This is a genomic window from Larkinella punicea (assembly GCF_003334855.1).
GTDB lineage: Bacteria > Bacteroidota > Bacteroidia > Cytophagales > Spirosomataceae > Larkinella > Larkinella punicea.
The window spans coordinates 63,210-85,175 of sequence record NZ_QOWE01000035.1; the positions used below are offsets into that span (position 1 = coordinate 63,210).

The 21,966-nt window shown below is 52.4% G+C and carries 14 protein-coding genes; 11 read left to right on the top strand and 3 right to left on the bottom strand.

The genetic code is table 11. The features are described from left to right. The first annotated feature begins 75 nt into the window (after positions 1 to 75). Positions 76 to 1,650 (top strand): alpha,alpha-trehalase TreF, encoded by a 1,575-nt coding sequence (gene treF / locus DUE52_RS30170; protein ID WP_114409868.1) that lies wholly within the window; start codon positions 76 to 78, stop codon positions 1,648 to 1,650. Here treF and DUE52_RS30175 read toward each other — a convergent pair. Next, positions 1,647 to 2,888, bottom strand: coding sequence for an alpha/beta hydrolase family protein (locus DUE52_RS30175; protein ID WP_165841064.1), 1,242 nt, complete (start codon positions 2,886 to 2,888; stop codon positions 1,647 to 1,649). The two genes, treF and DUE52_RS30175, sit on opposite strands and share 4 nt — an antisense overlap. A gap of 215 nt (positions 2,889 to 3,103) precedes the next feature. On the opposite strand from DUE52_RS30175, the gene DUE52_RS30180 reads away from it, so the two are divergent. The 8 genes from DUE52_RS30180 to DUE52_RS33030 all read left to right on the top strand — a co-directional run bounded on the left by DUE52_RS30180 (position 3,104) and on the right by DUE52_RS33030 (position 17,781). Next, positions 3,104 to 3,442 carry a PadR family transcriptional regulator gene (locus DUE52_RS30180; RefSeq protein WP_114409870.1) on the top strand — a complete coding sequence of 113 codons (339 nt, stop codon included), beginning with the start codon at positions 3,104 to 3,106 and terminating at the stop codon, positions 3,440 to 3,442. An 88-nt stretch (positions 3,443 to 3,530) separates the two neighbouring features. Next, on the top strand, positions 3,531 to 6,170 hold the full coding sequence (locus DUE52_RS30185) for a permease prefix domain 2-containing transporter (protein ID WP_222930343.1): 2,640 nt from the start codon (positions 3,531 to 3,533) through the stop codon (positions 6,168 to 6,170). Between the two features lie 130 nt (positions 6,171 to 6,300). Then, complete coding sequence (locus DUE52_RS30190; RefSeq protein ID WP_222930344.1) at positions 6,301 to 8,907, top strand: ABC transporter permease; 2,607 nt, start codon at positions 6,301 to 6,303, stop codon at positions 8,905 to 8,907. 84 nt (positions 8,908 to 8,991) lie between these two features. Continuing rightward, positions 8,992 to 11,637, top strand: a complete 2,646-nt coding sequence (locus tag DUE52_RS30195; RefSeq protein WP_114409871.1) for an ABC transporter permease — start codon at positions 8,992 to 8,994, stop codon at positions 11,635 to 11,637. 115 nt (positions 11,638 to 11,752) lie between these two features. Then, on the top strand, positions 11,753 to 14,359 hold the full coding sequence (locus DUE52_RS30200; protein ID WP_222930345.1) for a permease prefix domain 2-containing transporter: 2,607 nt from the start codon (positions 11,753 to 11,755) through the stop codon (positions 14,357 to 14,359). Between the two features lie 111 nt (positions 14,360 to 14,470). Continuing rightward, positions 14,471 to 17,110, top strand: a complete 2,640-nt coding sequence (locus DUE52_RS30205) for an FtsX-like permease family protein (protein WP_222930346.1) — start codon at positions 14,471 to 14,473, stop codon at positions 17,108 to 17,110. Positions 17,111 to 17,238: 128 nt separating this feature from the next. Then, on the top strand, positions 17,239 to 17,430 hold the full coding sequence (locus tag DUE52_RS33025; protein WP_310587836.1) for a hypothetical protein: 192 nt from the start codon (positions 17,239 to 17,241) through the stop codon (positions 17,428 to 17,430). A 15-nt stretch (positions 17,431 to 17,445) separates the two neighbouring features. After that, positions 17,446 to 17,781, top strand: coding sequence for an ABC transporter permease (locus tag DUE52_RS33030; protein WP_310587837.1), 336 nt, complete (start codon positions 17,446 to 17,448; stop codon positions 17,779 to 17,781). A gap of 56 nt (positions 17,782 to 17,837) precedes the next feature. On the opposite strand, the gene DUE52_RS33035 is transcribed toward DUE52_RS33030, so the two are convergent. Next, the gene (locus DUE52_RS33035; protein WP_310587838.1) at positions 17,838 to 18,047 is read right to left on the bottom strand and encodes a hypothetical protein; all 210 of its coding nucleotides are present in this window, start codon (positions 18,045 to 18,047) and stop codon (positions 17,838 to 17,840) included. Between the two features lie 49 nt (positions 18,048 to 18,096). Between DUE52_RS33035 and DUE52_RS33040 the strand changes: the two genes are divergently transcribed. Beyond that, entirely contained in the window at positions 18,097 to 18,984 is an 888-nt protein-coding gene (locus DUE52_RS33040; protein ID WP_310587839.1) for an ABC transporter permease, read from the top strand. A gap of 56 nt (positions 18,985 to 19,040) precedes the next feature. On the opposite strand, the gene DUE52_RS30215 is transcribed toward DUE52_RS33040, so the two are convergent. Next, positions 19,041 to 19,484, bottom strand: coding sequence for a hypothetical protein (locus DUE52_RS30215; protein ID WP_114409872.1), 444 nt, complete (start codon positions 19,482 to 19,484; stop codon positions 19,041 to 19,043). Between the two features lie 73 nt (positions 19,485 to 19,557). Here DUE52_RS30215 and DUE52_RS30220 point away from each other — a divergent pair, with 73 nt between their 5' ends. Then, positions 19,558 to 21,957, top strand: a complete 2,400-nt coding sequence (locus DUE52_RS30220) for an ABC transporter permease (protein ID WP_114409873.1) — start codon at positions 19,558 to 19,560, stop codon at positions 21,955 to 21,957. The last annotated feature ends 9 nt before the right edge of the window (positions 21,958 to 21,966 follow it).

Here is a 21,966-nt window from a genome sequence, read left to right on the forward strand (position 1 = left end):
AACAGGGGACTTATTCCGGGAATTGGTGAACCAACCCTATGGTGTTGGGTTTACTACTAAACGCAATTTGATTTTATGGCAGATACGACTCCCCAACTTCCCCCCCAAATATACAGCGTAGTACCGGCCATATTACCTCCCGACCAACTATTTGGCCCTTTGTTTCATGATGTGCAGATGCTGCCGGTATTTGCCGACTCCATCACCTTTGCCGACTGCTATCCCCGGCGGGCGCCGGAAGAAATCCTGAGCCAGTACGAAATTGAGAAACACCGGGATGGATTTCGGTTAGAAGACTTTGTTCATGCCTATTTTCACCTGCCGAAAACCCTGGAAACCAACCACGTCAGTGACCAGTCGCTGCCGACAGCCGTGCATCTGAACCGGATGTGGCCGCTTTTCAAGCGACAGTCAGAATCGTTCTGTTCCATGTTACCGGTTCCGAAACCCTACATCGTTCCCGGCGGGCGTTTTCGGGGGCTCTATTACTGGGATAGTTACTTTACCATGCTGGGGCTGCGGGTGTCGGGCGAAAACGAAATGATCCGGCACATGGTCGCTAATTTCGCCCATCTGATCGATACCTACGGTCACATTCCGAATGCCAACCGGAGTTATTACCTGACCCGGTCGCAACCGCCGTTTTTTGCCCTGATGGTCCGGCTGCTTTCCGAAATCGACGGCCCGGACGTCCTCGTTCGCTACCTGCCCCACATGCAGAAAGAATACAATTACTGGATGGATGGCTACTTTCGGCTCGACGATCACGAAGGCGCTTTCCGGCGCGTGGTGGTGTTGCCCGATGGCAGTATCCTAAACCGCTATTGGGATGACCTCTCCGCCCCCCGCCCCGAATCCTACCGGGAAGATGTGGAGCTGGCCCGCGAAGCGGCACCCTACGGCGTTGCACCCGGAACGTTGTACCGACACATCCGGGCGGCTTGCGAATCCGGCTGGGATTTCAGTTGCCGCTGGTTTGGCGATCCGGAGCGCCTGGCCACCATTCACACCACGGATATTATTCCGGTGGATCTGAACTGCCTGATGTATGACCTGGAAATAACCCTGTCGGACGCCTATCTCCAGAGTTCGTTCCAGGAACCGTATGAGCATTTCAGGCAAAAAGCCGAGACCCGGCGGAAAGCCATCATGACGTATCTCTGGGACGAAAAAAGTCAGTTTTTCATGGATTACAACGTCGTTTTGCACAAGCCAACGCCGGTCTGGTCGCTGGCGGCTCTGTTTCCGTTGTTCTTTGGGCTGGCGACCGACGAACAGGCATCTCAGGTTCACGGGCATATCCAAAAAAGCTTTCTGAAAGAAGGCGGAGTGGTTTCAACGCTTCAGCGAAGCGGGCAGCAATGGGATTCTCCGAATGGCTGGGCACCGCTGCAATGGATCACGCACCAGGGTCTGTTGCGCTATGGGTTTACGCAGACAGCCGCTGAAATCCGGAAACGCTGGATGGCGCTCAATGACAAGGTGTTCCGGAATACCGGCAAAATGATGGAAAAGTACAATGTCGTGGACACCGATTTACCGGCGGGTGGGGGAGAATACCCCAACCAGGACGGTTTTGGCTGGACCAACGGAATTTACTTAGCCTTACAAGCCAGCGACAGCACGGGACCGGCGAACGGGAAATCCTAGTTCCCTTTTAGCAGGAACGGGCTCGAAACCGAAACATTCCGGTGGTCTTTCAGATAGAAAAAACCGTATTGGAAACCTTCTTTCGGCACGGGGCTGGTCACGGTTCGGGCGTTGCGATCGAGGGTCGCTTTCTGCTTTGACCAGACCCGGTTTTCGTTCACTGATGTCGTGTCATTGGAATAATAAAACTCGGCGGTATACACCGTAACCGGTGATTGGTAGGACAGACGAAGGGTCGAGTCGGTTGCTAAAACCGGCCCGACATCCGCCAGCGGAACGCCATCGTTGAGGATGCTCTCGAAGAAATACCGGATTTCGTGCGGTTCCCAACCCGCTTCGTGGCCGTGTTTCATGTCCGGGATCAGGCACATCGTCCGCTGCTTTGGAGGAATCAGGCTGTAGGTTTTGTGGTAGGGAACGACGTTGTAAAACCGGTCTTTGTTGCCATTGACGAACAGAAACTGCGGTTTGGCAAACGGCAAATACACAGACGGATCGAAATACCGCATCCACTTCTGCTGACCGCTTGGCGAAAGCTTGAGGATGGAGGTTTTGAAAACATCGGATTCGTCGTAATACGCGCAGCCATACACCGGCGCGGCCGCCTTGAACCGGTTGTCGAGACTGGCGACGAGGCAGGTCAGATAACCGCCCCAACTGATGCCGGTAACCGCCGTTCTGGTGACATCGACTTCGGGAAAACTCAGCAGCAGCGAATGCGCCAGAATGGCTCCCGAAACAGCTTGGTACGTCCATAGATCGCGCAAAGCGGCTTTTTCCAGTTTCGAGAATTTATCGACTTCGCCCTGATCGGGTCCGGACTGCGCGAGCCGTTTTCCGTCTTCTCCTTTCCCCGCCAGATCCATCGCGATGGCTGCGTAGCCATCGGCGGCCCATTTTTCCACCCATTCTTTAAACGCTTTTCCGCCCCCGCCGTGAATCAGCACGACGCCCGGAAATTTCCGCTTGCTGACCGGTTTTCCCCGGATCAAATCCGGATTGGAGTAATACGCAAAGACCTGCGTCGGTTTGCCTTCGTAATCGACGCTTTTATACAAAAGCGAGCGAACTGGTCCGGTTTGGCTCAGCCACTCCACCGCCGGAGCCTTGCTCAGTGCCTTGAGATCCCACAGCAGCGAGTCGACTTTGATCACGCGGGCATCGATGACCGGCGGGGTTTTCTTTTGGGCAAACCCGGCGGTTGTGCTGAGGAGCAGCAGAAAAAGGAAGCGTTTCATGGGTAAAGTCGGATTCAGGAACCGGAAACCAGTGTAAGGCATTTGGGGGCGGTTTTTACCCATCCGCGCCCATCTATCTCCCTGTACACTAGCGGACAGAGATTGTCCGAAATCGTACAGCTTTCCCGCTTACAATCCGCCTAAAATCGCTGCTAAGGCAGATTTTGGAAGTTGGCAAGGCATTTGATCAGCAAAGATAGAACTAATTGACAGCGATGAAACGCAGCTACTTGGGCGAGTTTGAAGAAATCGTATTACTAACCGTGGCCGTCATGGAAGGCGGAGCGTATGGCGTTGCGATCACCCACGAAATCAGCGAGCAGACCGGTCGTTCGGTGCGGCTGAATCAGGTCCACGCGGCCCTGGAACGGCTGGAAGATAAGGGTATGTTGAAATCGGAAATGGGCGAGCCTACCGCCGAGCGTGGGGGGCGACGGAAACGGCTGTTTACGGTGACGGCCTATGGTCGTCGGACGTTGCAGGAAATCCAGGAAGTCCGCGTCAGCTTCTGGGCGCGTTTGCTGAATCCGTTTAAACCGGCCACGAGCCTGTAGGAAATAAATGATGAATTATGGACGATGAATTATAAATCATACGAAATTCTCTCCGCAGTTCATCATTCATAACGCATCATTCATCATTATGACCAAACCGCCCCGTTTAGCTGACCGTCTCCTCCAATTTTTCTGCGCTCCCCACCGGCTGGAGGAGGTGCAGGGCGATTTGCACGAGGAGTTTGATTATCAGGTGAAAAGGATCGGTGAACGGCGGGCCAGGATACGGTATTGGCGGGATGTACTGGGATTTCTGAAACCCCCGGCTGGATGGCCGTTCGCCATCAAACGAAAATCAACTGCGTATTCAACAACTCATACGATGAACCCAACCATGATTAGCAATTATTTCAAAATCGCCCGGCGGAATTTGATTAAAAACCAGACCTACGCCTTGATCAATGTTACGGGGCTGGCTTTGGGCATTGGTGCTGCGCTGCTGATTTTTTCGCTCGTTCGCTACCATCATACCATCGATACACACCACCAGAAATACGCTTCCATTTACCGGGTAACAACCGAGTTTGTTACGCCTGAAGGCAATTTTAACGTAACTGGTGTCCCTTACGAACTGGGAAAAGCCCTTCGGAATGACCATCCGGACATCGAAAATCTGGCGATGATCGAGCTTTACCGGGACCCTTTGGTGGCCATTCCCGTAGCCAATGAACCCGACCGAAAGTTTAAAGACGCTCACAGAATGGGGGCCTTTGTGCAGCCTTCCTATTTTAAAATCTTCGATTATGAGTGGCTGGCTGGCGGACCAACCGGGCTGGCTCAACCCAATACGGTGGTTCTCAGTGCTGAAAATGCCATCAGGTACTTTGGGACGACGCAGGTACTTGGTAAAATCATTAAAATCAATGCAACCTTGAATGCCCGAATTGTTGGGGTGTTTAAAGACTACCGGGATAACACCGATTTTGCCTATTCCCTAATGGCATCCTGGGCCAGTTTGCCCGAATTTCATGACCGCCCGCTGAACGACGGTTTTGACAACATCGACAGTGGTACTCAGTGCTTTGTGAGCCTGAACAACCACTTTACGAAAGCCGACTGGGATCGGCAGATGCTGGCTTTTGTGAAAAAGTACAAACCGCACGGTGTCAAGGATACCCGGTTTCCGATGCAGCCCCTGCGGGATATTCACTTCTCGACCGAAACCGGTGGCGTGAGTTCGGGTTTAATTTGGTCGTTGTTTGCCATCGGAATTTTTCTGCTCATCACGGCCTGCATCAACTTTGTCAATCTGGCCACGGCGCAGGCCCTGAATCGCTCCCGGGAAGTGGGCGTCCGGAAAGTGCTGGGCAGTACGCGGCCCCAATTGTTCTGGCAATTCATGGGCGAAACCGCCTTGTTAACCCTCACGGCCACGGCCATTGCACTCCTCTTTTTTCAGGTTGGTCAGCAGTTGGCGCAGGAATATTTACACGGTGTTTTCCGGTTTACTTTCTATTACGATCCATCCGTCATTGGCTGGTTGGTACTGATCGTGACTGGGGTCATTTTCCTGTCTGGTTTTTATCCCGCTCTGGTGCTGACGGGCTTCAAACCGGCCTTGGCCCTGGCCGGGCGGATCACCTCCCGGCAGGTGGGTGGTTTTTCCATACGCCGGAGTCTGGTGGTCACCCAGTTTGCTATTTCACAGATGCTGATTGTGGGTATGGTCGTGGTCGCCAATCAGTTGCAGTACATCCAGACGAAAGACCTCGGTTTCCGGCAAGAAGCCATTCTTACGGTTCGATTGCCTTCATCACCCCAGCAGGACGTCGGCAAAATGGAAAATTTTCGCCACCGGGCTATGGCCATTCCCGAGGTTGAGAAATTGAGTTATTCCATGAGTGGCCCACCCCAAACGGGCTGGATCAGCCAGACATTTATCAAATTCGACACCCGCCCCGAACCGGAAAAGTTTACACCCCAGCAAAAGTATATCGATGCCGCTTATGTCGATTTGTACGGGTTGAAACTGGTGGCCGGGCGAAATCTTCAACCCGCGGATACGTCGCGGGAAGCGCTGGTCAATGAAACCTTCGTCAAGCAGTTGGGCATTCGTAATCCGGCCCAGGTGCTGGGGAAAATCCTGCATACATCCGGAAAACTGGAAATCGTGGGCGTTGTAAAAGACTTCAATGAGCGCGATCTGAAAAGTGGGATTTTTCCGCTCTACATGACCACCCGGGCGACCAGTTATTATTACGCCAGTCTGCAGTTACACAACGGCAACTTTGAGCGGGTCATCCACCAACTGGAAAAAGAGTATAACCAGGTCTATCCCGACAGTTATTTCACCGCGCAATTCGTCGATGAGCAATTGCAGGAAAACTATGTACAGGAGCAAACGATGGCCAAGCTGGTCGATTTCTTCGCCGGAATCGCCGTTGTAATCGGTTGTCTGGGGCTATATGGACTGGTGTTGTTTATGGCGAATCAAAAAACGAAGGAAATCGGCGTCCGCAAGGTGCTGGGAGCCAGCATCAGTAATATCCTGTGGCTGTTTGGCAAGGAGTTCGCCCGGCTGATTGCCGTGGCCTTCGTGGTGGCAACACCGGTGGCGTGGTGGGTGATGACGCACTGGTTGCAGGATTTTGCCTATAAGATCGACATCGGGCCGGGCATTTTTGGAATCGCTTTGCTGGCGACGGTGATCGTGGCGGCCCTAACGGTCAGTTTCCAAAGTGTCAAAGCCGCTTTGATGAATCCGGTGAAAAGTTTGAAAAGTGAGTGAAAGAAAGGGAATAATAAATAATAAATTTCAAATGATGAATGTAAAAGTCTGATGATCGAGGAGGTCGTGAATGTGCGGAAACACTTTATCATTCATCATTCGAAATTTAATATTTGAAATTATAAGTCTTATGAAACCGCCCCAATGCGCCGACCGTCTCCTCAAATTTTTCTGTGCTCCCCACCGGCTGGAGGAAGTGCAGGGGGATTTGCATGAGGAGTTTGTGTATCGGCTTCGGCGGGCAGGGAAACAGAAAGCGAGGAGGTGGTATTGGTGGGGCGTCCTGGGCTTTCTGAAACCATTTGCGATCAAACGAAAGTCAACGAAATATCCAACAACAACTCATACGATGAATCCAACGATGATCGGTAACTATTTTAAAATCGCCCGGCGGAATCTGGTTCGCAACAAAGCCTTTTCGGCCATCAACATCCTCGGGCTGGCCCTCGGCATGGCGTGCAGCCTGCTCATTCTGCTGTGGGTGCAGGACGAACGCAGCGTCGACGGTTTTCACGCCAACGGCGACCGGCTTTTTCAGGTCTACGAACGCGGTTTTTATGACGGCAAGGTGGAAGCCTCCTATTATACGCAGGGCCTGTTGGCGGAGGAATTAAAACGCGTGGTACCTGAAGTGGAACGGGCCAGCGGTCTGGAGCAAAGCCGGACGGTCACGTTTGAAGTGGCCGGGAAAATCAACAAGGCCGATGGTTCGTTTGCGGGTGCCGATTTTTTCAGCATGTTCAGCTATCCGCTGGTGCAGGGAACGACCGAAACCGCCTTGAACACGCCGGAAGGCATTGCCATTTCGCGAAAGATGGCCGAACTGTTTTTTGGAAAACCGGAGAATGCCGTCGGCCAGACGATTCGTTACCAGAACCAGGACGACCTGATGGTGACGGCGGTTTTCGAGGATCTGCCCGCCAACTCGTCGCAGCAATTTGATTTTTTGCGGAGCTGGAAAGCGTATGTGAAAGAAAATCAGTGGGTTCATAACTGGAGCAATACGAGTCCATCCACGTTCGTGCAACTTCGTCCGGGAGCCGACCCCGCAAAAGTTGAGGCCAAAATCAAAGAGTTCATCTACCAGTATACGACGAAAACCGCCGGATCGCATACCGAACTCGCCTTGCAGCCGTACCCCGAAAAGTACCTCCATGCCACCTTTAAAAACGGTCAGGTCGATGGCGGACGGATTGAGTACGTGCGGCTTTTTAGCGTCGTGGCGGTTTTTATTCTGCTCATTGCCTGCATCAATTTCATGAACCTGGCCACGGCCCGTTCCACCAAACGGGCGAAGGAAGTGGGCGTCCGGAAGGTGGTCGGGGCGGTTCGTTCCGCCTTGATCGGGCAGTTTATGGGCGAGGCCATTCTGCTCACGTTTTTTGCGGTGGTGCTGGCGGTAATGCTGGTGCTCATTCTCTTGCCCGCCTTTAATGAACTGACCGGAAAGCGCCTGTTTTTGCCGTTCGGACAGCCGGTTTTCTGGGCCAGTCTCGCCGGACTCCTGCTTTTGACCGGCCTGGTAGCGGGGAGTTATCCGGCCCTGTTTCTATCGTCCATGAATCCGATCCGGGCTTTGAAAGGACGAATGCTGTCGGCGCGTCTGGGATTTGGCGCAACGTTTTTCCGGAAAAGCCTGGTGGTTTTTCAGTTTTCGCTTTCCATGATTCTCATCGTGGGCATGATCGTGATCTACCGCCAAATGGGCTATATCCAGTCGAAAAACATTGGGTATGATCGCGAAAATCTGCTTTACATTCCCATCGAAGGGGATTTGGTTCAGAAATATAATCTGTTCAAAGATGAAGCAGGGAAGCGGCCGGGCATCCTGACCATTTCGAGGATGAAGGAATCCCCCACCCTGATTGGCCACCACCGGGGCGATATAGAATGGGTTGGCAAAGAGCCGAATCTGTCGGTGCCGTTTGCCGACGCCGTGGTGGGTTTCGATTTCCTGAAAACCATGAACCTGAAACTGGCCGAAGGGCGCGATTTTTCCCGCGCATTCGGCACCGATTCGGCCAGCTACCTCGTCAATGAAGCGGCTGTTCGGAAAATTGGCTACAAAAACCCGATCGGGAAGTCGATGTGGTGGGGAAACCGGGAGGGGAAAATCATCGGCGTTTTGAAAGATTTCCACTTCAATTCCATGCACCAGGCCATCGAACCGCTGATTGTCCGGCTGGACGAACAGCAGAAGTGGGGCAGTATTCTGGTTCGGACCGAAGCCGGCAAAACCCGGAAAGCGCTGACCAGTCTGGAAAAAATCTGCAAAGAACTGAATCCCAATTTTCCGTTTACCTACCAGTTTTCAGATCTGGAATACGCCAAATTATACCACAGCGAACAGGTGGTCAGCCAACTCGCCAATGCCTTTGCCTTTCTGGCCATTTTCATTTCGTGCCTGGGTTTGTTTGGGCTGGCGGCTTTTATGGCCGAGCAGCGCACGAAAGAAATTGGCGTTCGCAAGGTGCTGGGCGCATCGGTTCCCAACATCGTGGCCCTGCTGTCGGCCAACTTCCTGAAACCCGTCGCCATCGCCATGCTCATCGCGTTTCCCGTTGCCTGGTATGCCATGAACCGTTGGCTGCAAGGCTTTGCGTATCAGATTGATCTCGCGTGGTGGGTCTTCGCGCTGGCGGGCTTGCTGACGGTGGTAATCGCGCTACTGACCGTCAGTTTCCAGAGCGTCAAAGCCGCTTTGATGAATCCGGTAACCTCACTTCGGTCGGAATGAAGAATTAGGAGTGAAGAGTGATGAGTTGGCTGACACAAGCTTAAAAGCTCTTCACTCCTAACTCTTCACTCTTCACTAAAAAATATGAAACCGCCCCAACTCGCCGACCGTCTCCTCCAATTTTTCTGTTCTCCCCACCGGCTGGAGGAGGTGCAGGGCGATTTGCACGAGGAGTTTCAATACCAGCTTCGGCGGGTGGGCGAACGCCGGGCGAGAGGACGGTATTGGTGGGATGTGCTGGGATTTATTCTATCGTTTGCGCTTAAAAGAAAGTCAATTGAGTATTCAACAACGCATCTAGCAAACCCGACGATGATTCAGAATTACTTCAAAATTGCCTGGCGGAATCTCTGGCGGAAAAAGGCGTTTTCGGCCATCAACATCGTTGGTCTGGCCGTCGGTCTGGCCACCTGCCTGCTCATTGTACTGTTTGTGCAACATGAACTGAGTTACGACCGCTACAACGCGAAAGCCGACCGGATTTTTCGCATGACGATGCACATCCGCCTTGGCGGCAAGGAAATGAACATGGCGTATGCCCCCGCGCTGGCGGGGTCCGCTATGTTGCGCGATTATCCGGGCGTCGAAGCTTTCACGCGGCTGGAAAGCGAAGGGACGTTTGTGGTCAAATACGGCAACGAACGGTTTAAGGAAGAACGGGTGGTGTTTGCTGATTCCAATTTCTTCGCGGTTTTTTCGATTCCGCTGCTGAAAGGGAACGTAAAGACGGTGTTGACCGAACCCAATACCGTCGTCCTCACCGAATCGACCGCCCGGAAGTATTTTGGCGATCAGAATCCGGTGGGCAAAAGCCTGACGATGGGCACCAAGGGTCTTTTTCGGGTCACCGGGGTTTGCCGGGATGTGCCTTCCAATAGCCACTTTCACTACGACTTCTTCGGCTCATACCGCTCGATTCGACAGGGGGAAAAGTGGCTGGCCAGCGGGTCGCATACGTACCTGTTGCTGCGGGAAGGCTATTCGGTGGCGCAACTGGCGGCCCAAAGCCCAACCATTGTTCGCAAATATATGGGGCCGGAGGTGCCGGAGTTTCTGGGCATGACCTACGACGAATACCTCCGGAAAGGCGACCGGATGGGGTTCCGGTTTCAGCCCGTCACCGACATTCACCTGGGACCCAATTGGGAAAACGAACTCGAAGCCAACAGCGATCCCAAATACGTCTATATTTTTTCGGCCATTGCGGTTTTTATTCTGCTGCTGGCCTGCATCAATTTCATGAACCTCTCGACGGCCGGGTCGGCCAACCGGGCCAGGGAGGTCGGCATTCGCAAGGTGCTGGGTTCGGTGCAGCAGCAGTTGATTCGCCAATTCCTGTCCGAATCGGTGCTGATCACGTTTCTGGCGCTCGTGGTGGCTGGTGTTTTGGTGGTTGTTGCGCTGCCGACGTTCAATCAACTGGCTAATAAAGCGTTCGATCTGGGTACGCTGTTGAATGCCCGCATGATTGGCTATACCCTGATGGGCAGTTTGCTGGTTGGGCTGCTGGCGGGCAGCTATCCGGCTTTTTTCCTGTCGTCGTTCAACCCGGTTAGTGTGCTGAAAGGCAAACTCGTGTCCGGGGTGCGCAGCGGCTGGTTACGGAATACCCTCGTTACGGTGCAGTTCGTCGTTTCCATCGGCATGATCATCGGAACGCTGGTCGTCTATCGGCAACTGCGGTTTATCCAGAATAAAAAAGTCGGTTTCGACAAAGAACAGGTGCTGATTCTGCACGATACGTACGTACTGGGCGATAAGCTGAAGACATTCAGAAACGAACTGGCAAAGCAATCACAAATCGTCAGTGCCAGTCTGGCGGGTTATCTGCCGGCGGGCCGTTCCAACAACGGCGTCGACGGTTTTCGGGATGTGAACGCACCCACGGAAACGGTGCCTTTCCGGCTGAAAACCTACCGGATTGACGAGCAGTATCTGCCCACGCTGGGCATTGGGGTGGCATTGGGCCGCAACTTCTCCAAAGCGTTTTCGGGCGACAGTGCTGGAGTACTGGTGAACGAAGCCGCCGTCCGGCAGTTTGGCTGGAAAAACCCGGTTGGGCAGCGCATTACAACCGTGGGCGACGGCAGTCCGGGCGACCGGCAAACCTACACGGTGGTCGGGGTAACGAAAGATTTTCACTTCGAATCCATGCACCAGCACATTGCGCCCCTGATCATGTATTACGGCGGAGACCAGTACCAGATGGCCTTGCGAATCCGCACCGACAACGTCCCCGCTTTGCTCAAAACGTTGGAGCAAAACTGGAAAGCCGAAACCGATACACCTTTCTCGTATTCATTTCTGGATGAGCGGTTTAACAAGATGTACGAGTCCGAACAGCGGATTGGAGAACTGTTTGGCATTTTCGCGGGGCTGGCGGTTTTTATCGCCTGCCTGGGCCTGTTCGGGCTGGCCGCTTTTACCACCCTCCAGCGCACCAAGGAAATCGGCGTTCGCAAGGTGCTGGGTGCATCCATTGCCAGCATCGTGGTACTGCTTTCCAAAGACTTTCTGCGGTTGGTGTTCGTCGCCATCCTGATTGCCACACCCCTTGGCTGGTATGCGATGAATGAGTGGCTGGCGGATTTTGCCTATCGGATCGATCTGGAATGGTGGGTTTTCGGGCTGGCCGGTTTGCTGGCTGCGGCCGTTGCGCTGCTCACGGTCAGTTTCCAGAGCATCAAAGCGGCCTTGGTAAATCCGGTGAAGAGTTTGAAAAGCGAATAACGAAGAGGTGATGGCAACACGGATTGAGCGGATTGAACAGATTTGCACCGATTAAAATCCGTTTTGATCCGTCCGAATCCGTTTCATCCGCGTTCCTATCAACTTTAAAAAAACGATGAATCCCCCAAAACTCGCCGACCAGCTTCTCAAATTCTTCTGCTCTCCCCACCACCTGGAGGAGATTCAGGGCGATTTGCAGGAGGAGTTTGCGTATCAGGTGAAACGCATCGGCGAACGGCGAGCCCGGTGGCGGTATTGGTGGGATGTGCTGGGATTTGTGCTATCGTTTGCGAGTAAAAGAATGTCAAAAGAAAATTCAACAACGCATCGAACGAACCCGATTATGTTCCGGAATCATTTCAAAATTGCCTGGCGAAATTTGACGAAAGACCGTCAGTTTACGGCGCTTAATCTGGTCGGTTTATCCACCGGTTTAGCCTGTACATTGCTGATTTATTTGTGGGTAAAGGATGAATTACGCATGGATAAATACAACGAAAAAGATGAGCAGCTTTTTCAGGTCATGGCCAATCATTTTCACGAAGATGACGTGAACACCATCAACCATACGCCCGGTTTGCTGGCGGATGCGCTGGCGGCCGAAATGCCCGAAGTGGAGCATGCGGTAACCGTCGTTCCGGCGTCCTGGTTTTCCAGTAAAGGGATCATTTCTGTGGGCGAAACCCGGCTAAAAGCGGGTGGGCAGTTTGTTGGGAAGGATTATTTTAATGTCTTTACCTGTCCGTTTCTTCAGGGAGATAAAAACAGCATTTTTTCGGATAACAATACCGTTGCACTTTCCGAGGAACTGGCTATAAAACTGTTTGGTACTACGAAAGATGTGCTTGGCAAGGCCGTCAAATGGGATCACGAGGAATTCAGCGGAACCTACCGCGTGGGTGGTGTTTTCGCCAACAGCCCGGCCAACTCGACCGAACCGTTTGATATACTGTTCAACTTCAACGTGTTCGTGGTCAAACGCCCCGGCATGGAATCCTGGGGAAATAGTGATCCCAGCACGTTCCTGATCGTCAGAAAAGGCACGGATCTGGATCGGTTCAATGCCAAAATCAGGAATTATTTACAATCTAAAGATAAAAAACAGACGGCTCAGTTATTCACCATTCAGTATTCCGATAAATACCTCCACGGGCAGTTTGAAAATGGCAAACAAGCTGGCGGACGGATTACCTATGTGAAGCTGTTTTCGATCATCGCGGTCTTCATTCTGCTCATTGCCTGCATCAATTTTATGAATTTGTCGACGGCAAAAGCGTCGGGGCGAATCAAAGAAGTAGGCATCAAAAAAGTGGTGGGTGCCCTGCGCAGTTCGCTGGTTTTTCAATACCTGGGCGAATCCCTTTTAATGGCTTTTTTGTCGCTGGTCGTAGCGATTTTTCTCCTGATTCTGTTGCTTCCACAATTCAATTTCATTACCGGCAAAAACATCCGTCTGGAGTTTGACGGCACGATGCTTCTGTCGATTGTTGGCATTACCGTATTGACCGGTTTAATCGCGGGGAGTTACCCAGCTTTGTATCTTTCCGGTTTCAATCCGACGGCGGTTCTGAAAGGCAAACTCAAAACATCGGTCGGCGAGTTGCTGGTCAGAAAAGGCCTGGTGGTTTTTCAATTCACGGTTTCGATTCTGTTTATCGTCTCGGTTCTGGTGGTGTATCGGCAGATCGACTACATCCAGACCAAAAATCTGGGCTATAACCGGGAAAACATCATTCATTTCGAAATTCCGCTGGAAATGGATTCCGTCAAGCTGAAATCGGCAGAGGGCTTTCTGGCGGAAATCAAAACGATTCCGGGCGTGGTCAACGCGTCGAGTTATTACCACAACCTGACCGGCGACCACGGGGCGATTTCCGGTTTTCAATGGCCGGGAAAACCACGGGGTAAAGACATCGAGTTTTCCAATCTGGAAGTGGGTTATAACTTCATCGAAACCCTCGGCATGGAACTGAAAGATGGGCGCGGTTTTTCCAATAATCCGGGTTCGTACAATGAAATTATTTTCAACGAAGCGGCCATTAAAAGCATGGGATTAAAAGATCCGATTGGCAAAATCGTCAAATTTTGGGATCGGGAGCGGCAGATTGTGGGCGTGGTCAAAAATTTCAACTTCGAATCGCTGTACGAAACCGTGAAACCGTGCTTTTTCCAGGTCTATCCGGTCATGCCCAACATCATGGTGAAGATGCAGGGCGGCACGGAACAACAGACGATTGCGCGCATTCAGAAGGTATTCGAAGCCCATCACCAGGGACTCGTTTTTGACTACCAGTTTCTGGACGAAAACTACCAGACGCTTTATGCCGCCGAGCGCCGGATCGGCGTCCTGTCACGGTATTTTGCCGGACTCACCATCCTCATTTCCTGTCTGGGTCTGTTCGGCCTGGCGGCTTTTACGGCCCAACGGCGGCAGAAGGAAATCGGCATTCGGAAAGTGGTGGGCGCCACGGTGGGCAACGTTGCCCTGATGTTGTCGATGGATTTCCTGAAGCTGTTGCTGATTGCGCTGGTGATCGCTTTTCCGGTCATCGGCTGGGCACTCAATCAATGGCTACACAACTTTGCTTACCATGTCGATTTGGAGCTGGGGGTATTCATCATCGCCGGATTGTCGATTATAGTAATTACTTTATTAACAGTCGGTTATCAGGCCGTGAAAGCGGCTTTAATGAATCCGGTGAAGAGTCTGAGAAGCGAATGAAAAGAATTTTAAATAATAAATTTCAAATGATGAATGTCAAAGTAGGTAGGCTGTGATCATCCTTTTATATTCAATATTCATCATTTAACATTTTAAATTAAAAAGTTTGAAGTGATACCTGCTCCCCCAAAACTCGCCGACCAGCTTCTCAAATTTTTCTGCTCTCCCCACCACCTGGAGGAGATTCAGGGCGATTTGCAGGAGGAGTTTGCGTATCAGGTGAAACGCATCGGCCAACGGCGGGCAAGAGGACGGTATTGGTGGGATGTGCTGGGGTTTGTCATCCAGTTTGCCCTAAAAAGAAAATCGAGCGACGATTCAACAACCTCATTAACGAACCCGATGATGATCCGGAATTACTTCAAAATCGCCTGGCGAAACCTGCTTCGCTATCGGCTGAACAGCACGCTTACCATCACTGGACTGGCACTGGGGCTGGCGTGCGGTTTGCTCATTATTCTCCACGTCAAGGAGGAACTGAGCTACGACAAAGGTTTTACGAAAGCCGACCGGATTTTCCGGATTACCACGGAGAATATCGGTGAGAAAAGCCGGATCTGGGCCGCTACATCGCCCATCATCGGGGTGGAAATGAAGCAGCAAATTCCCGCTATTCAGACCCTGGCGCGGTTCCACCGTCACTATCCGGATCGGGTATTCAGTTACGCACCGTCGGGCGGTGAACTTCGGCAGTTTGAAGAGAAACGCGGTTTTTATGCCGACTCGACGGTGGTCGAGGTGTTTGACCTGGCGTTTGCCAAAGGAGATCCGCAAACGGCTTTGAAACAGGTCGATGCGATTGTGCTGACCGAAGCAACGGCCAAAAAATACTTCGGCGACGACGAACCGCTGGGCAAAGTGATTCAGGATAATCTGGACAAACGCCCGTTGACCGTGACGGGGGTGATCAGCGACTTTTCGTTTCCGACCCACCTGCAATTCGACTACCTGATTTCCATGTCCACTTACTATAGCTTTGCCGATAAAGGATCGCTGGAAAACCGGAGCTGGTCGGGATTTTATAACTACGTATTGCTGAACCGCAATGCCTCGCTGTCGGAAGTGGAAGCGCGGATACCGGCGTTTATGGTGAAATTCTATGAGGTAGCGGGCGAAACCCGGAAAGACATTCTGACGACCCGGAAGACGCACCTTCAGCCCATTACGGACATTCACCTGCGTTCGAAGCTGGAAAAGGAAATGGGACCCAACAGCGACATTCTGTACGTGTATGTGTTTGCGGTGGCGGCTCTGTTTATTTTGCTGGTGGCGTCGGTCAACTTCATCAACATGGCAACGGCGCAGGCCTTTAACCGGATGAAGGAAGTCGGTGTACGGAAAGTGCTGGGCGCGCGAAAAGGACAATTGGTGAAACAGTTTCTGGGCGAATCGTTCCTGCTGACGCTGACGGCTGCGGTTCTGGCACTCCTGCTGTTCCGGCTGGCGATTCCGTTTTACAACACGCTCACGGCTAAAAACCTTCAGTTTGGGCAGTTGTTCAACCCGGCAAACGTCGTTATTATGCTGCTGCTGGCCGGATTGATCAGCCTGGTTGCCGGCCTGTATCCCGCGTGGTTCATCTCAAGTTTCGAGCCGGTTACGTCCCTGAAAGGCAAGAAAAGTACGGTTTCGTCGGTGACGCTGGTGCGCAAAGGGTTGATCGTCTTTCAGTTTGCCGTTTCGGTATTCATGATTTTTAGTACCATCGTGGTGTACCGGCAAATGCAGTTTTTCCAGAACAAGAAGCTGGGCTTCGATCAGGAACAGGTCGTAGCCGTAAAACTTTATGGACAGGAAATGCACGAAAAAGTGTCTACAATTCAAAATGAGTTGCGACAAAACTCGGCCATCACAGATGTCGCCCTGATTTCGGTTCTGCCCGGCGACCGGTTTAGTACCGATATGCTCACCCCGCTAGCAAAAGCCGACGATGCCAGTCAGATGCGGTTTATGTGGGCCGACGAACACATGCTTCCGGTGCTGAAAATCGGACTGAAAACCGGTAGCAATTTCGGGCGGCAAACCGGAAGTGCTCACTTCCCTTATATTCTGAACGAAGCGGCTGTGAAAGCGCTTAAATTACAGTCGCCGATTGGGCAGAAAATGGTTTCACTGGGAGATACAGGCGAGATTGTGGGCGTTGTCAATGATTTTCATTTTGCTTCCCTGCATAGCGCCGTCGAACCGCTGGTGATTGTTCAGCATCCTGGTCAGGCCAACTACTTTTTACTGAAAATAAAAGGTGACAAATTGCCCGAAACGGTCCAGTTTGCGCAAGCGACCCTGGCTCGTTTATCGCCCAAAAGCCTGTTTAGCTACACTTTTCTGGACGAAAAACTGGCCCGGCTTTATGATTCAGAACAGCGCGTGGGCCATGTGCTGACGGTTTTTGCGGTTTTTGCGATTTTTATTTCCTGTCTGGGCCTGTTTGGTTTATCGGCCTACGCGGCTCAACTGCGCATCAAAGAAGTCGGGATTCGCAAGGTATTGGGCGCAACGGTTTCGGGCGTGGTTCTTCTGCTGTCCAAAGACTTTCTCCGCCTGGTGATCATCGCAACGTTGCTGGCTTCACCGCTGGCTTGGTGGGCGATGAGCCGGTGGCTGGAAGGATTTGCCTACTCGATTGCTATGGAATGGTGGATGCTCGTTTTGACGGCTGGTTTGGCGGTTTCAGTGGCCGTGCTAACGATCAGTTTCCAGAGCATCAAAGCCGCTTTGATGAATCCGGTGAAGTCATTGCGAAGCGAATGAAAAATGAAATATTGAACACTGAATAACGAAGTAATCCCGCTGGCGACCTTTCATTATTCGTTATTCAGTGTTCAATATTCAATATTCGTTTTTGACCCCTTCAATAATTGTCCTAACCGTTCTGCCTTATGATTCGAAATTACCTGAAAATCGCTGTTCGAAACCTGGTTAACAACAAGGGATATTCCGTCATCAACATTGGCGGACTGGCGGTGGGAATGGCCATTGCCATGCTGATTGGGTTGTGGATGCATGACGAACTGTCGTTCAATACATCCCATAAAAACTACAACCGGATTGCGCAGGTCATGCACCAGTAGACTCTCAACAGTGAGGTGAAAACCGGGCAGGGCGTTCCGATTCCGCTGGCTGCTGCCCTGCGTACCCACTACGGAAGTGAATTTAAGCACATTCTGTTATCGTCGTGGACCACCCGGCATGTTCTGACGTTTGGCGATGCCAAATTCACCAAAACCGGTAATTTCATGTCGCCGGAAGCGCCGGAAGTGTTGTCGTTAAAAATGCTGAAAGGTACGCAGGCGGGTTTGAAAGAACCGGCTTCCATTCTGCTGTCTGAATCGACCGCCAAAGCGCTTTTCGGCGATGGAGATCCGATGAATAAACTGGTGAAAATCGACAATAAACTGGACGTAAAAGTCACCGGAGTTTAGAAGATTTGCCGGACAATACCGACTTTCAGCCACTGCGGTTTGTGGCTCCCTGGGATTTATAAGTAGCCTCGACGGATTGGGTAAAAGCCGCGCAGGATCAGCATGAATGGGGCAATAACTCGTTTCAGATTTTCGTCCAGCTTGCCGACAAGGCCGATCTGGCCCGTGTTTCCGGGAAAATAAAAACGATTAAAACCGATCTGGGCGACAAGGAAGATCTGAAGTTCAAACCCGAAATTTTCCTGCATCCCATGAGCCGCTGGCATCTGTATTCAGAATGGATCAACGGCGTTAGTGCGGGTGGTCGCATTCAGTTTGTCTGGCTTTGACGTCTGGTCGAACAATACCGGTTTTACCTGGGCCGGTAAAAGCCCTGGTTTGCAGGCCGATTTTGCAACCGTTGGCGTCTCCCACGACTTCGGAAAAACGGTTGGCTGGCAGTTTGTCGACGGACGGGATTTTTCCCGGGCCTTCGCCAGCGATTCGTCCGGATTTGTACTGAACGAAACGGCCGCCCGGTTTATGGGACTGAAACACCCGGTTGGCGAAACCGTTCAATGGAACGACCGGCGTTTTAAAGTCATCGGGGTGGTGAAAGATATGCTCATGTCGTCGCCCTACGAACCGGTCAAACAAACGATCTATTTTATCCCCAGACGGGCCGGTAATTTTGTGACGATCCGCATCAATCCCGGTTCCAGTGCGAATGCGGCTCTGACAGCGATTGAAGCGGTCGTTAAAAAATACAGCCCCACGGCGCCTTTTAACTATGATTTTGTCGATGCCGAGTTTGCACTCAAGTTTGCTGCCGAAGAGCGCATTGGGAAACTGGCTTCTTTTATTACCGCGCTGGCTATTTTTATTTCCTGTCTGGGTCTGTTTGGGTTGGCGTCTTTTATCGCCGAACAACGAACCAAAGAAATCGGTATTCGCAAGGTTTTGGGCGCGTCGGTCGCGAATCTCTGGGGATTATTATCAAAAGATTTTGTCGTATTGGTCATCATCTCCGGCCTGATTTCGGCGCCCATCGCGTACTATTTTCTGGACGAGTGGTTGCAGAAATACGAATACCGGACGGAGCTATCCGGGTGGATATTTATCGCTGCCGGTTTGGGCGCGTTGGGGCTTACGGTATTGAAGGTCAGTTATCAGGCGATTAAAGCGGCTTTGATGAATCCGGTTGCCTCACTGCGTTCCGAATGAGTAGTTAAGAGTTAAGAATAAAGAGTTAAAGAGGCAGAGCAACTCTTAACTCTTAACTACAGAAAGCTATTCAAATCCAGTTGAAGTATCTCCGAAAACGACGAGGAATAGACGACGCTTTCATCACCTTTGCGATACCGAAACCATTGCCGGGCAGTGTAGTCGTAAACGAAACTTTCAAGAATGCCATAATTGTCTTCGTTCGTAAGTAGAACCACTTTTTTGAGGTCTTTTTTAAGTCCTTCCGTATGACAAATCTCAATAATAATCGGTGTTTGACGGGTCTCGTTATCGTACAAAATCAGGTCGGGAACGGGGCTGGCTTCTCCTTCATTGAGCATGGTTTCCGGTAAGGGTTCCAGCGTGATCCGACCTTCGCGGTAGTAAAGCGGGCCCAAGCCGGAATTTAGTTTTGAAATGATCCGTTGGTGCGCTTTCGGGCCATAAATGGCCATTTCTTCACCAACGAAAGGAAGATGGGAAGTGGTGGAGATATACATAGTGCTCGTGGGTTTAAACAAATTTACTATAAATCCAGGTGAATAGCAGTTATCCTATATTCTAAACCCAACTATGCTCAGCAATTACCTCCTCATTTCCCTGCGGAACCTCTGGCGCAACCGGCTTTCGAGCGCCATCAGTACGGTTGGATTAGCCGTCGGTCTGGCGAGTGGCCTGATGATTTTTCTGCTGGTCGACTGGCTATTCAGCTTCGACCGGTATCACGCCAAAGCCGACCGAACCTACTGGGTCGTGACAGACATCCGGCACGATCATGTGGTTCCGAGCGATGCCACACCCCGGCCGCTGGGCGATGTGCTGCGCCGGGATTATCCGTTTGTGGAAACCGTCGTCCGCCTGGAACTGGCGTTCCGGAAAATCATCGGGATACCGGACGGAAAAGGCGGTCTGGCCAAGAAGTTCGAAGAGTCGCGCAACATCGGTTTTGTCGAACCGCAGTATTTTGAGGTATTTGGGGTGGAATGGGTGAAGGGGAGTCCGAAAACCGCCCTGAACGCGCCGAACACGGTTGTTTTATCGGAACGTTATGCCCACAAATATTTCGACAACGCCGACCCCATTGGCCGCACACTGCGGTTTGATAACCAGACGGATCTAACCGTTACGGGCGTCATTAAAAACCCGCCGTCCAATACCAAGCTGCCCCTGGAGATGCTGGTTTCCTACGCAACTTTCCCCGTGTTAACGGGCGATTTACACGCCATGCAACGCTGGAGTGCGCCCGCTGCCCTGTGCTTTGTAACGCTTCGGGAAGGAGCCTCTGTTGCCCAGTTGACCCGGGCCTTTCCGGCCATTCGCCGGAAGTACCTGGCCGGGCCGGAAGCGAAACGGCTTGATTTTCGAGCCCTGCCCCTGAGCGACCTGAACCACAATCCGCAATACGGCGGTCATGCCCCGCGCCCAATTCTCTATGCGCTGATCATCCTGGGCGGCTTTCTGGTTGGAGCTGCCTGCATCAATTTCGTCAACGTCGCCACGGCCCGCGCCATCAAACGGTCGAAAGAAGTGGGCGTTCGGAAAGCCATCGGGAGCACGCGCGGGCAGTTGATCGGCCAGTTTCTGACCGAAACCACCCTGGTGGTGCTGGCGGCAGTCGGGCTGGCCCTGCTGTTGACCGAACTCAACCTGCCCCTGTTGAACACGGCTTTGGACAAACTAAACGCAGATCTCTCGGTGCTGAATGTGTTTCGGCCCGACGCGTTGTGGTGGTTTGGCGGTCTGATTCTGGCGGTTATTCTGTTGGCCGGTTTCTACCCGGCCCTGATTCTGTCGCGGTTCAATCCGGTGATGGCGTTGCGCGGGCGGCTGACGACGCAGCAGGTCGGTGGCGTTTCGGTTCGGCGCGGTCTGGTGGTCGTTCAGTTTTTCATTACGCAACTTTTCGTGATTGGGGCCATTGTCATGACGAGGCAGGTGCAGCACATGCAGCAGGCCGATCTGGGTTTTACGAAAGAATCGGTGCTAACGGTTCCGGTGCCGACTACCAACCCGCTGAAGCAACAGACCCTGCGCGAACAACTGGCTCAGCTCCCCGGCGTTGAGCAGGTGGCGCTGGCGGGCGATCCCCCCGCTTCGTACCGTCGGCCCCCGGTTCCGTTTACTTACGACAGTCATCCGGAACCGGAGAAGTTTCCGGTCAATGTGAAAGTGGGCGACAAAGACTACGTTCCGCTGTTCGACCTGAAGCTGGTAGCGGGGCGGAACTTCCGCACCAACGATTCGACGAACAACGAAGTGCTGGTGAATCAGGCCATGATCAAACAACTGGGGCTTCCGACCCCTGCGGCTATCCTGGGCAAACGGCTCACGGTTTTTGGGAGAAGCCAAATCGTGGTGGGCGTGTTGAATGATTTTCAGATCGGCAAAGTCCACGGCAGTGTGCCACCCACGGCCCTGCTCAATTTGCATACGGATTTTGCCATAGCCGCCCTGAAAGTGGCTCCGGGCAACCGGCCCGCTACGGTTCAGGCGGTTGAGAAAGCCTGGAATGGGCAGTTTCCCGAAAACGTTTTCAAAGCGGTTTTTGTGGACGATCTGGTGAATGAGTTTTATCTGACCGAACGGATTCTGCTGGGGTTGATTCAGGTCTTTTCGCTGGTGGCCATTCTGATTGGCTGTCTGGGTGTCTACGGTTTGGTGGCGTTCATGGCCGAATCGAAAACAAAGGAAATCGGGGTTCGGAAAGTGCTTGGAGCCACCCAGGCCCAGCTTCTGTGGCTGTTTGGCCGGGAGTTTGGCAAGCTGGTTTTGCTGGGCTTTCTGGTGGCCGCTCCGTTGGGCTGGTGGCTCATGACCCACTGGCTCCGGGGCTATGAATACCGGATCGAGCTGAGTTGGTGGATTTTTGCGCTGGCCGCTCTGCTGACCGCGGGCATCACCCTGCTCACGGTGTCCTACGAGTCCGTCAAAGCCGCTTTCAGGAATCCCGTGAAGTCGCTGCGTTCCGAATGAAATGAGCAC